The sequence below is a fragment of the Shinella oryzae genome, assembly GCF_023038235.1.
Lineage (GTDB): Bacteria > Pseudomonadota > Alphaproteobacteria > Rhizobiales > Rhizobiaceae > Shinella > Shinella sumterensis.
Map to the genome: position 1 here is coordinate 2,275,721 of NZ_CP081987.1, position 12,821 is coordinate 2,288,541.

The 12,821-nt window shown below is 64.6% G+C and carries 10 protein-coding genes; 1 reads left to right on the forward strand and 9 read right to left on the reverse strand.

All coding sequences use genetic code 11. From position 1 onward, the window contains the following. Positions 1-5: 5 nt before the first annotated feature. From K6301_RS11185 to K6301_RS11225, 9 genes are all read right to left on the reverse strand, one after another. Positions 6-731 carry an ABC transporter ATP-binding protein gene (locus K6301_RS11185; protein ID WP_370340505.1) on the reverse strand — a complete coding sequence of 242 codons (726 nt, stop codon included), beginning with the start codon at positions 729-731 and terminating at the stop codon, positions 6-8. After that, positions 731-1,624, reverse strand: coding sequence for an ABC transporter ATP-binding protein (locus K6301_RS11190; RefSeq protein WP_247216948.1), 894 nt, complete (start codon positions 1,622-1,624; stop codon positions 731-733). The genes K6301_RS11185 and K6301_RS11190 overlap by 1 nt, the downstream gene beginning before the upstream one ends. Beyond that, the gene (gene livM / locus K6301_RS11195) at positions 1,624-3,009 is read right to left on the reverse strand and encodes a high-affinity branched-chain amino acid ABC transporter permease LivM (protein WP_247216951.1); all 1,386 of its coding nucleotides are present in this window, start codon (positions 3,007-3,009) and stop codon (positions 1,624-1,626) included. Before livM ends, K6301_RS11190 begins: the two co-directional genes overlap by 1 nt. 3 nt (positions 3,010-3,012) lie before the next feature. Beyond that, positions 3,013-3,915 (reverse strand): branched-chain amino acid ABC transporter permease, encoded by a 903-nt coding sequence (locus tag K6301_RS11200; RefSeq protein ID WP_247216953.1) that lies wholly within the window; start codon positions 3,913-3,915, stop codon positions 3,013-3,015. A 283-nt stretch (positions 3,916-4,198) separates the two neighbouring features. Beyond that, positions 4,199-6,622 (reverse strand): GcvT family protein, encoded by a 2,424-nt coding sequence (locus K6301_RS11205; protein ID WP_247216955.1) that lies wholly within the window; start codon positions 6,620-6,622, stop codon positions 4,199-4,201. A gap of 148 nt (positions 6,623-6,770) precedes the next feature. Next, positions 6,771-7,325: a sarcosine oxidase subunit gamma gene (locus K6301_RS11210; protein WP_247216957.1), complete on the reverse strand. Its 555-nt coding sequence runs from the start codon at positions 7,323-7,325 to the stop codon at positions 6,771-6,773. A 9-nt stretch (positions 7,326-7,334) separates the two neighbouring features. After that, complete coding sequence (locus K6301_RS11215) at positions 7,335-10,292, reverse strand: sarcosine oxidase subunit alpha family protein (RefSeq protein WP_247216959.1); 2,958 nt, start codon at positions 10,290-10,292, stop codon at positions 7,335-7,337. Next, positions 10,289-10,558, reverse strand: a complete 270-nt coding sequence (locus tag K6301_RS11220; protein WP_247216961.1) for a sarcosine oxidase subunit delta — start codon at positions 10,556-10,558, stop codon at positions 10,289-10,291. The genes K6301_RS11215 and K6301_RS11220 overlap by 4 nt, the downstream gene beginning before the upstream one ends. A gap of 7 nt (positions 10,559-10,565) precedes the next feature. Continuing rightward, positions 10,566-11,816 carry a sarcosine oxidase subunit beta family protein gene (locus tag K6301_RS11225; RefSeq protein ID WP_247216964.1) on the reverse strand — a complete coding sequence of 417 codons (1,251 nt, stop codon included), beginning with the start codon at positions 11,814-11,816 and terminating at the stop codon, positions 10,566-10,568. A 159-nt stretch (positions 11,817-11,975) separates the two neighbouring features. On the opposite strand from K6301_RS11225, the gene cysQ reads away from it, so the two are divergent. After that, complete coding sequence (cysQ, locus tag K6301_RS11230; protein WP_425475334.1) at positions 11,976-12,803, forward strand: 3'(2'),5'-bisphosphate nucleotidase CysQ; 828 nt, start codon at positions 11,976-11,978, stop codon at positions 12,801-12,803. Positions 12,804-12,821: the final 18 nt, after the last annotated feature.

Sequence of the window (12,821 nt, forward strand, 5' to 3'; positions counted from 1 at the left end):
TTGTCCTAGTGCCTGCCGCCTTCGAGATAGGCCGCGCGCACTTCCGGATTGGCCAGAAGCTCCTTGCCCGAGCCGCTCATCGTCACCTTGCCGTTGACCATCACATAGGCGCGGTCCGACAGCTTGAGCGCGGCAAAGGCGTTCTGCTCCACGAGGAACACGGTCAGGCCCTCTTCCTTATTCAGCACCTTGATGGCGTCGAAGATGCCCTTGACGATCAGCGGCGCCAGGCCCAGCGACGGCTCGTCGAGAAGCAAGAGCTTGGGACGCGCCATCAGCGCGCGGCCGATCGACAGCATCTGCTGTTCGCCGCCCGAGAGCGTGCCGCCGCGCTGCGACTGGCGCTCCTTGAGGCGCGGGAAGAGCGTGAAGATCTTCTCCACGTCCTCGTCGAAATACTTCAGGTTGTCGAGGCTCGCGCCCATCTGGAGGTTTTCGTAGACGGTCATGCGCGGGAAGATGCGGCGTCCCTCCGGCGACTGCGCGATGCGGCGGCGCGCGATGAGATGCGTCGGCAGGCGGGTGATGTCCTCGCCGTCGAAGGTGATGGTGCCGTTGCGCGCCTGGGGGCTGCCGCAGATCGTCATCATCAGGGTCGACTTGCCCGCACCGTTGGCGCCGATGAGGCTGACGATCTCGCCCTTCTGCACCGTGACATCGACGCCGGCGAGCGCGCGGATGTTGCCGTAATAGGTTTCAACGCCCTGGACGCTGAGAAGCGTATCGCTCATCAGTGCGACCCTCCCGCCGTGCCCTCGATCTCCTCGATTTCCTCGATCACCTCTTCGACCTCATCATCTTCCACACCGAGATAGGCCGCGATAACCTTCGGATCGTTCTTCACATGGTCCGGCGTGCCGTCGGAGATCTTCTGCCCGTATTCGAGCACGACCACATGGTCGGAGATCTCCATGACCACCGACATGTCGTGCTCGATGAGCAGGATCGACGTGCCGCTGTCCTTGCGGATGGAGCGCAGGAGTTCGTTGAGCGCGAGCGATTCACGCGGGTTGAGGCCCGCCGCCGGCTCGTCGAGGCACAGGACCTCGGGTCCCGTGCACATGGCGCGTGCGATCTCCAGGCGCCGCTGGGCGCCGTAGGGCAGATCGCCGGCCGGGTCGTCGGCACGCGCGATGAGGTCGGCCTTCTCCAGCCAGTGCCGGGCGACCTCGATGGATTCGGCCGCGGCCTTCTTGTATCCGGGCAGGCCTAGAAGGCCGAGGACGGTATAGCCCGACGCCTTCATCAGCGTGTTGTGCTGGGCCACGAGCAGGTTCTCCAGAACGGTGAGGCCCGAGAAGAGCCGGATGTTCTGGAAGGTGCGCGCCACCTTGGCATCGCGGGTGATCTCGAAGTCGTTCAGGCGCTCCAGCAGGAACTCCTTGCCGCCCTTCTGGCGCATGGTGATCATGCCCATGGTCGGCTTGTAGAAGCCGGTCACGCAGTTGAAGACCGTGGTCTTGCCCGCGCCGTTGGGACCGATCAGCGCGGTGATCTCGCCGCGTTGCGCCTCGAAGGAGAAGTCGTTGATGGCCATGAGGCCGCCGAAGCGCATCGAGAGATGCTCGACCTTGAGAATGGGGTCAGCCGTCATCGTGTTCGTTGTCATGGTTGCGGACACCATCAGCCGTGTCCTTCCTTGGTGAAGCTGCCGGAGACCGCCTTGCGTTCCTTCAGGAAGGCGGTCGGTTCACGGCTGCCGACGAAGCCACGCGGTTTCCAGACCATCACGATGACCATGGCGAGGCCGAAGATCAGCATGCGGTAGAGTTCCGGCGTGAAGTCGGGACCGAAAATGGCCTTGAGGAAGGTCATCTCGCGCAGCAGTTCCGTGCCGCCGACCATCACGACGGCCGCAACCGCGATGCCGACGAGTGAGCCCATGCCGCCGAGGACCACGATGGCCAGGATGATCGCCGATTCCAGGAAGACGAAGCTTTCCGGCGACACGAAGCCCTGGCGCACGGCGAAGAAGGAGCCGGCGAAGCCGCCGAACATCGCGCCGATGGAAAACGCCGTCAGCTTGGTCGTGACCGTGTTGATGCCGAGCGAGCGGCAGGCGATCTCGTCCTCGCGCAGCGCTTCCCAGGCGCGGCCGATCGGCATGCGGCGCAGGCGGATCGTCACATAGGCGGTGAGTAGCGCCAGCGCCAGGATGAGGTAGAACAGGAAGATCTTGTAATAGGCCGACGACATCGGCAGGCCGAAGGCCTTGGCGAAGTTGTTCGGCGCGCTGACGTCGAACGACCAGATGCCGAAGACGGAGGCCTTGGGAATGCCCGAGACGCCGAACGTGCCGCGCGTCACTTCCGTCCAGTTGATCAGCACGAGGCGGATGATCTCACCGAAGGCGAGCGTGACGATGGCGAGATAGTCGCCCTTCAGGCGCAGCACCGGAAAGCCGAGGATCATGCCCCAGAAGGCGGCCAGGATGCCGGCGAGCGGCAGCAGGATCCAGAAGGACAGCCCGAAATACTGCGACAGCAGCGCGTAGGAATAGGCGCCCACCGCATAGAAGGCGACGTAGCCGAGGTCGAGCAGGCCGGCGAGGCCCACCACGATGTTGAGGCCCCAGGCGAGCATCACGTAGATGAGGATCTGGATGCCGAAATTGTCGACCCACTTCAGCGAGCCCTGCACGCCGAACAGCATGACCATCAGCGGCGGATAGATCAGGAGCGCGACGATGGCGATCTTGCTGAAGTTGCGCTTGAAGAAGCTTTCGTCCGCCTCGGCCGGCGCCTTGGCGGCGGCCTTGCGGGCCTCCATCCACGGACGGATATAGGCGACCGTGAGGAAGCGCCCGACGGCGGCGACCGCGACGAAGATGGCAAGCAGGCCCCAGCGCTGGTTCAACACCAGCTCGTTGCGGATGTTCTGCGTGGTCTCCAGACCGACGAAGAGCACGAACAGGCCGAGCGCCACGATGCCGGCAAAAATGCCCTCGCGCAGAGCCCGCGCCGTCAGGTTACCGCCGGCGCTCTCGGGAGAGTGGGAAATGTTGGACATGGATCAAACCTTCTCGACTTCCGGTCGTCCGAGAATGCCGGACGGCTTGAAGATCAGGACGATGGCGAGGATGGAGAACGTCGCGACGTCCTTGTAGTCGATGGTGAAATAGGCCGACCACAGGCTCTCGATGAGACCGATGAGCATGCCGCCGAGAACCGCGCCCGGAAGCGAGCCGATGCCGCCCAGGACCGCGGCCGTGAAGGCCTTGACGCCCGGGATGAAGCCGTCGGTGAAGACGGTCACGCCGTAATACATCAGGTACATGGTGCCGGCGACCGCCGCCAGCGATGCGCCCATGACGAAGGTCACGGAGATCGTGCGGTCGACGTCGATGCCGAGCAGCGCCGCCATCTTGCGGTCCTGTTCGGTCGCACGCTGCGCGCGGCCGAGCGCCGTCTTGTTGACGATGTACCAGAAGGTCGTCAGCAGGATCGCCGTCAGGAGCATGATGATGATCTGCTTGAGCGAGATCGCGATGCCGAAGACATTGTAGACCGACGACACCAGCGGCGGGATCGGCTTGTTGCGAGGGCCCTGCGTGACCTGGATGAAGTTCGACAGCGCAATCGACATGCCGATCGCCGTGATCAGCGGCGCAAGGCGGAACGAACCGCGCAGCGGCCGGTACGCCATCTTCTCGATCGTCCAGTTCCAAAGCGACGCCGTCAGCATCGCGGCCACCATCATCACCAGAAGCAGCAGCACGACCGGAAGGCCGACGAACACGCTCGTCAGGATCAGGAACGTGATGAGAGCGGCAAACCCACCCAGCATGAAAATATCGCCATGGGCGAAGTTGATCATGCCGATAATGCCGTAAACCATGGTGTAGCCAATGGCTATCAAACCATAAATCGAGCCAAGAGTCAGCCCGTTAACGAGCTGCTGGACGAAATACTCCATATACAATCCCCCGGATGCAGTCCGCTTTGGCCACATCTCTTGTTCTTGCGCTCATTTTTTGAGCTTGTGTAGACAAATGAATTCCATACCGCTTTCGATACAAAAGGGAAGCCAAAAAAAATCGGATCGACAATTTCTTTGGGCGAAAGCGGAAAATGACGTTATTAACGCCACGATATCCAAAAAAGCGGCAGGAAAATCAGCCCGCCGGTGCAAAATGAAGCACCGCGGCGGCGTGACGGGTGGTTCATGACGAAACACCGTCGCGACGCCGCGGCAGGTCTCATTTCCGCATCGCCCCCGTAGGGTCGAAGAGCGGCTCCCGCTGCAGGCGGGCGGGCAGCATCTCCCCGAGGAGCTCGACCGACCAGCCTTCGGTCACGTCGGCGATGTCCTTCGGCACATATCCCACCGCGACCGACACGCCGGCCGCATGTGCGTATCCACCCGATGTCACCCAGCCGCGCACGACGCCGTCGAGATAGATCGGTTCGTCGCCGATGACATCGGCATCCTTCGCCTCGAGGATAAAGGTACACAGCCGCAACGTGCCGCCGTTCTCGCGCTCTGATCTGGCGGCGGCCCTGCCGATGAAGTCCGTCGCCTTGTCCAGCGCGACGAAGCGATCCAGCCGCGCTTCCAGCGGACCGTAGAGCGGGCGATATTCCCGCGACCAGCTGCCATAGGATTTTTCGAGCCGCAGCGCGTTAAGCGCGCGCAGCCCGAACAGGCGAATGCCGAATTCCTCACCGGCTTCGAGGATCAGGTCATAGAGGTAGCGCTGGTATTGCGGCTTCATCCAGATCTCGTAGCCGAGATCGCCGGTATAGCTGACGCGGCCGACGATGGCGGGCGCCATGCCCAGATCCATGCGCCGCACCGCCATGAACGGGAAGGCCGCCGTCGACAGGTCCTGATGCGTCAGCTTGCGCAAGACCTCGCGGGCATTCGGGCCGGCGATCGCGAGGCCGACCAGGCCGAGATTGAGGGCCTCGAGCGTGACGGACCCGTCCTTCGGCAGATGCGCTTCGAACCAGCGCATGTGATAGTCCTCGGCGATGCCGGAGCCGATGAGCAGGAAATCGCCCTCGCCGAGCTTGGCCAGCGTGAAATCGCTGATCAGCTTGCCGTCCGCCTTCAACATGGGGGCGAGCGTCATGCGGCCGGTCGCGGGCATGCGGCAGGCAAGCAGCCGGTCGAGGAAGGCTTCCGCCCCCCTGCCCTTCACGGCATATTTGGCAAAACCCGACGTTTCCATCAGGCCGACGCTCTCGCGCACGGCCCTGGCCTCCGCACCGACCGTCTCGAAATCCGTCGACCGCCGCCAGGAGAAATGGTCCTCGACACCTGCGGGCGCAAACCACAGCGGCTGCTCCAGGCCGTAGGACGCGCCGAAGACGGCACCGGCGGCCTTCAGCCTGTCATAAATCGGCGTCGTCAGAAGCGGACGCCCAGCCGGCAACTCCTCGTTCGGATAGCGGATGGAGAACCGGCGCGAATAGTTTTCGCGCACCTTGGCATTGGTATAGCCGAGTGTGGCGAAATCGCCGTAGCGCGCCACGTCCATGGCGAAGACGTCGAAGCCGGGATCGCCGTGGATCATCCAGTTGGCAAGCGCCAGCCCGACACCGCCGCCCTGGCTGAAGCCGGCCATGACGGCGCAGGCCGACCAGAAATTCGTCATGCCGCGCACCGGCCCGACGAGCGGATTGCCGTCGGGCGAGAAGGTAAAGGGGCCATTGATGATCTTCCTGATGCCCGCCTTGTTGAAGGCCGGGAAATGGCGGAAGCCCACTTCCAGCTCCGGCGTGATGCGCTCGATATCCTCTTCCAGCAGCTCGTGACCGAAATCCCACGGCGTGGTCAGCGGCGACCACGGGCGGCAGGCCTTTTCATAGGTGCCCATCAGCATGCCGTTGCGTTCCTGGCGGAGATAGATTTCCCCGTCGAAATCCACGCAATGCATCAGCTCCTTGCCGCGCGTCTGGTTGAATTCGATGACCTCGGGCATGTCCTCGGTGATGAGATACATGTGCTCCATGGCCAGAACCGGCAGCTCGAGCCCGACCATGCGGCCCACCTCGCGCGCCCAGAGGCCGCCGCAATTGACCACGTGTTCGGCGATGATCTCGCCCTTGTTGGTGATGACGCGCCAGCTGCCGTCCTCGCGCTGCACGAGATCCTCGACCTTGGTGTGCAGGTAGATTTCCGCACCGTTCTTCTTGGCCGATTTCGCATAGGCATGGGTGGTGCCGTAGGGGTCGAGATGGCCTTCCACCGGATCGAACACCGCACCGACGAACTGGTCGGGATCGATGAGCGGCATGAGGTCGTGCGCCTCCTTGGGCGTCAGCAGTTCCGCCTCCAGCCCCATATAGCGCCCCTTGGCGAGGATCGACTTCATCCAGTCGAAGCGTTCCTTCGTCGCCGCAAGCATCATGCCCGACGTCATGTGCAGGCCGATATCCTGGCCGGAATAATCCTCGATCTCCTTGTAGAGCTCGACCGTGTACTTCTGGAGCTTGGCGACGTTCGGATCGCCGTTGATCGTGTGCATGCCGCCGGCGGCGTGCCAGGTCGAGCCGGAGGTCAGTTCGGACCGTTCCACGAGCACGACATCGGTCCAGCCGAACTTGGTGAGATGATAGAGGACGGAGCAGCCGACGACGCCGCCCCCGATAACCACGACCCTGGCATGGCTCTTCATGAAAATCTCCGGCTTGTGACGGTTCAAGGAACGAGAGGCAGTGCGTGAAGGCAGCCTATTTTGTCCCTCGCCGGCCCGGCAAGACCGGGTTGCGAAACCTCATGTCGCTTTATCGATTTCCGATGTCGGCGGGCGGCGCGCAAGCCTGTCAGCGCGTCGCGAAATCGACCGACAGATCGTGGCTGCGCGCCATGACCTTGATGTCATCCACCAGCGCCTCGGCAAAACTGCGCATGACGACAAGATCGAAGCTTTGCGCACCGGTGCGGGCCAGGTTTACCGAAATGTGATGGCACAGGACGTTCGCGGCCCGGCCGACGGGGAAGCTGTCGGCGTGAAGATCGACCGCGACGCCATTGGCCAGGATGCGCGCAGCATCCGGCCCGGACAGGGAAAGTGCGACCCGGCCGTGGCTCTGGTCGACGACGAAAGCCGCATCGCCGAGCCGCACGCCGAGTTCGGCAGCAAGCGTTTCAGGCGCATGGACCTCCGACAGGACCAACCACTCGCCGGGGCCGGAAAACCGGACCTCGAAGTCGCCGTTCGCGACCAGAATGCCAGCCGCCTCGGGCACCCGGCCCGGCGAGGCCAGCACCATGGCCATTGCCGTCGCACGGTGGACGGCCAGATGGTTGGCCCGCCGCTCGGCGATCGCCCCGATCGTCCCGTCCAGAGCATGAACCGCGTGATAGTCGTAAGCCATGCCTGCCCCCTATGCCGTGAGCTTGCTGTTGTCAGGGTCGACAAAGACCGGATGGCAGACCTCCGCCATGGTCTCGACACCGCGCAGCCGGTCCCACACCACGATCTTCTCGCCGTAGCGCTCGCGGCCGGACTTGAGGAAGGCAAGCGCGATGGGCATGCCGAGCGTCGGCGAGAAACAGGCGGAACTCACCCAGCCCTGGTCGTTGATCGTCGAGGGCTTGGCGCCGTCCTTCAGGAGATGCGCACCGGCCCGCATCTCCTGGTCCGCCTCCAGCGCCTTGAGGCCGACGAGCTGCGCCCGGTCCGCCGCCGTCAGGCCGAAGCGATTGGAGAGCCGCTTGCCGATGAAATCCGCCTTTCCCGTCCCCATCATGTGGCCGAGCCCGGCATCGTCGGGCGTCACACGGCCGTCGAGTTCGGCGTGCGTGACATGGCCCTTCTCGATACGCAGCACGTTGAGCGCTTCCAACCCATAGGCGCACATGCCGTGCGGCAGGCCTGCGCGCATCAGCGCGTCGGCCACCGCCTCGCCATAGCCGGCCGGCACCGCAAGCTCATAGGCGAGTTCGCCGGAAAAGGAGATGCGGAAGAGCCGCCCCTTGAGATTGCCCTTGAGACGGACCTCGCGGGCGGCCAGGAACGGGAAAGCCGCATGGGAGATGTCGTCCTCCACGATGGACTGAAGGATGACGCGCGCCTTCGGCCCGGCAATCGACATCTGCGCCCATTGGTCGGAGACGGAGAGGAAACGCACGCGCAGCTGCGGCCACAGCACCTGCGCCGCGAACTCCATATGCGAGAGCACGCCCCCCGCCATGGCGGTCGTGGTCGTGATGAGAAAATGCGCCTCGCCCAGCCTGCTCACCGTGCCGTCATCGAAAACCATGCCGTCCTCACGCAGCATCAGCCCATAGCGGGCCTTTCCGACGGGCAACTTCAGGAGCGGATTGCAATAGAGCCGGTTGAGGAATTCGGCCGCATCCGGCCCGAACACCTCGATCTTGCCGAGCGTCGAGACATCGCAGAGGCCGGCATTCTCGCGAACGGTACGCACCTCACGGTCGACGCTCTCCCGCCACGTCTTCTCCTCGCCTTTGGGAAACCACGACGAACGATACCAGAGGCCGGCCTCGATGAAGGCAGCACCGTTGCGCGCCGCCCAGCCGTGCAGCGGCGAGCGGCGAACGGGCATGGCGTGCTCGCCCACCGACGTGCCGGCGAGCGCCCCGAAGGAGACCGGCGTATAAAACGGGCGGAACGTCGTCGTACCGACCTCCGCCGGGCTAACGCCGCGCATGGCGGCGAGAATGCCGATGGCGTTGATATTGCCGAGCTTGCCCTGGTCCGTCGCCATGCCGCCCGTCGTGTAGCGCTTGGCATGTTCGACATGGCCGAAGCCCTCGCGCACGGCAAGCCCGAGATCGCCGAGATGCACGTCGTTCTGGAAATCCACGAAGGCCTTCGACTTCGCGCCCGGCACATGCCAGAGCGCCGTGAACGAGGGATCGGGTTCCTCGCCGACCGCTGGCCCCTTGAAGCCGGCAGCCTGCCGTCCGCGCGCTTCAACGATATCAGCCGCCTTGCGCGCACCGTCCTCGAAACAGGCCGACAGGCGGTACTGTCCCGCCGCCGCACCGGCGGGCACGAGACCGGCACCGACATCGGACGCCAGAAAGGCCTGCAAGGCATCCGACCAGACGGGCCTGCCGCCGCGCTGGCAGGCAAGATGGATGACCGGGCTCCAGCCACCGGACATCGCGACGGCATCGCAGGCGATCAGGTCCTCGAAACCGCCGCGGTCCGCGACGATGCCGCGAAGGCGCGTACCGCCTCTCGTGTCGATGATGGACCCGCCGCGGATGAGACGAACGCCGGCCGGCGCCGCTTCGGCGGCATCCGTCCGGCTGTCGATGAGGGCGGCGATCCCGATACCTTGCGCGGCGAGGTCGCGCGCGGTGCGATAGCCCGAGGCACCGTTGGTGAAGATCGTGACGGCCTTGCCGGCGGCCACGCCGAAGCGGTTGGCATAAGTGGCGGCAGCACTGGCAGTCATCACGCCCGGCCGGTCATTGCCGCCGAAGACCAGAGGCCGTTCCTCTGCGCCCGAGGCCAGGATTGCGTGCTTCGCCACGATGCGCCACAGGCGTTCGACGGGCTTGCCCGCATCAACCGTAGCACCGTGTTTCTGCACCCGTTCGAGGGCACCGAACACATTGTCGTCGTACCAGCCGAAAACCGTCGTGCGCGGCAGCAAGGTCACATTCGAGCTGTTCTGCAATTCGTCCAGCACGCGGCGGGCGAAGATATAGGGCGCCTCGCCGTCGAGCCGCGTCGTTTCGGAGAGCAGCGTGCCGCCGAGGGCGAAATCCTGCTCGGCGAGAATGACGCGCAGGCCGGATCGCGCCGCGACCAGGGCGGCCGCAAGACCGGCGGGCCCGGAGCCGACCACCAGCAGATCGCAATGCGCCCAGCTCTTCTCGTAGGAATCGGGATCGGGTGAAAGATCGGTGCGGCCAAGCCCGGCGGCGCGCCGGATAAGCGGCTCGTAGACCTTTTCCCAGAAGGCCGCCGGCCACATGAAGGTCTTGTAGTAGAAGCCGGCCGACAGGAAGCGCGCCATCAGGCCGTTGACGGCGCCGATATCGAAGGCGAGGCTCGGCCAGCGGTTCTGGCTGGTGGCGACGAGGCCGTCATAGAGCTCGGCAACCGTCGCCTTCGTGTTGGGATCCCGCCGCACGCCGCTGCCGACCGTGACCAGCGCATTCGGCTCGGAGGGACCGGCCGTCACGATACCGCGCGGGCGGTGATACTTGAAGCTGCGGCCGACGAGCAGCCGGTCGTTGGCCAGAAGCGCCGAGGCGAGCGTATCGCCGGCATGGCCGGACAGGCTCTTGCCGTCGAAGGAGAAGGCGAGCGTGTGGCTGCGGTCGATCAGGCCGCCGGCCGGAAGGCGATACGCGGTCATCGGTCGACCTCCGTCGCGGCGTCGGTCACGGAAAAGACGGCATGGCTGAGATTGTCGCGCTCCACCACCAGCCAGCGCCGGCATCCAGCGACGTGCTGCCAGTGTTCCCGCACGCGGCCGCGCGGGTTGGTGCGCAAATGCACATAGTCGTGCCATGCCTCGTCGGATGCCATGGACGATGGGCGGACAGGCGTGGCGTCGCCTCGGATCGCGAATTCTTCCTTGGGGCGCGTGCCGCAGTGCGGGCAGGAAATCAGGCTGGCCATGGCGCGCTCAATGCAGGTTGGGCTGGGTGCCGGCACCCGCCTCATCGATGGGGAAGCCGCGCTCGAAGCGATCGAGCCGCAACGCGCGCGCCACATGGTGGCTCTCGCCCTTGGCGATCAGGTGCGCGAAGCAGAAGCCCGAGGCCGGCGTCGCCTTGAAGCCGCCGTAGCACCAGCCGCAGTTGAGATAGAGATTGTCGATCGACGTACGGTCTATGATCGGCGAGCCGTCCATCGACATGTCCATGACGCCGCCCCAGGAGCGCAGCACCCGCACGCGCGAAAGGCCAGGGATCATCGTCACCCCCTCCTCCATCACATGCTCGGCCGTCGCGAGATTGCCGCGCTGCGCATAGGAGGAGTAACCGTCGATTTCCGCGCCGAAGACCAGCCCGCCCTTGTCGGACTGCGAGATGTAGAAATGTCCCGCGCCATAGGTGATGACATGGTCGATGCAGGGCTTCAGCCCCTCCGTCACGAAGGCCTGCAGCACATGGCTTTCCAGCGGCAGCGTCAGCTCCGCCATTTCGGCGACGCGCGACGAATTGCCGGCCACCGCCAGCGCCAGCTTGTTGCAGCCGATGAAGCCCTTCGTCGTCTCGACGCCCGTGACCACGCCGTTTTCCCGACGGATCCCCGTGACCTCGCAGTTCTGGATGAGATCGACGCCATGCCGGTCGGCACCGCGCGCAAAGCCCCAGGCAACCGCGTCATGCCGCGCCGTGCCGGCGCGACGCTGAAGGAGGCCGCCCATGATGGGAAAGCGCGCATGATCGAAGTTGAGGAAGGGCAGCATCTTCTTCAGCGTGTCGCGGTCGAGAAGCTCGGCCGCCACGCCCTCCATCATCATGGCGTTGCCACGGCGGATATACTGATCGCGCTGGCCGTCATTGTGATAGAGGTTGATGATGCCGCGCTGCGAGAACATGACATTGTAGTTGAGGTCCTGCTCCAGCCCTTCCCACAGTTTCAGCGAGAACTCGTAGAACGGCTCGTTGCCGGGAAGCATGTAGTTGGAGCGAACAATGGTAGTGTTACGCCCGACATTTCCGGAACCGAGATAGCCCTTCTCGATGACGGCGACGTTGCGCAGGCCGAATTCCTTGGCGAGATAATAGGCCGTCGCAAGGCCGTGGCCGCCGCCGCCCACGATGATCACGTCATAATGCGGCTTCGGATCCGGCTCCCGCCAGGCGGGTTTCCAGCCGAGATTGCCGGCGAAGGCTTGCTTGAAGATCGAAAGGGCGGAGTAGCGCATGCGATGTCCCATATGAGATGCGCCACCTTCGCACATGGCGCGCAAACGGCAAGACAGGAGATCGCCGCACCCTGCCCGCAGCGCCGATCTTTCCACACCCGCAGTCGGCGATGTCTTGGCATTTGCTTTCGGAGCGTACCGGGATTAAGCCATTCCATCATGCACACGGATCTTGCAGAACTGAAACAGGTGCTGGAGACCGCGGCGCTCGCCGCCGGCCACGCCATCATGGTCGTTCACGATGCGGGCGCCCATATCCGGCACAAGCCCGACAGTTCCCCCGTGACGGAAGCGGACGAAGAGGCCGAGCAGGTGATCCTCGCGGCGCTCCGCCGGCATTTTCCCGCAATACCCGTCGTCGCCGAGGAGGCCGTCGCCGCGGGAATCGTGCCGGACATTTCTGGCGGCCGGTTCTTCCTTGTCGATCCGCTCGACGGAACCAAGGAATTCGTGGCGGGCCGCAGCGAATTCACGGTCAACATCGCTCTCATCGAAAACGGCGTGCCGATTGCCGGCATCGTCTTCGCGCCTGCGCTCTCCTCCGGCTTCGTGGCGGTGGATAACCGGGCGGAACGCTTCACGGTTACGGACGGCCAGACAATCGCCGAACGACAGGCCATCGGCTGTCGCAAGCATGGTGCGGCCATCACCGCCGTCGCCAGCCGATCGCATGACACGCCGCAGACCGCCCGCTTTCTCGACGATCACGGCATCGACGCCTGCACGGCCATCGGCTCCTCGCTGAAGTTCTGCCTGGTGGCGGAAGGCGTGGCAGACGTCTATCCGCGCTTCAGCCGCACCATGGAATGGGATACGGCGGCGGGCGACGCCGTGCTGCGCGCGGCCGGCGGCGGCACGCGCACGCTGGATGGCGAGCCGCTTGTCTATGGCAAACGCAACCAGAAGCACGACACCGACTTCGCCAATCCGGACTTCATCGCTGCGCGCGCCGACTGGAACAGAGCCCCGTCACCCGAAACGAAATGACCTCGCTTTCGGCGAGGT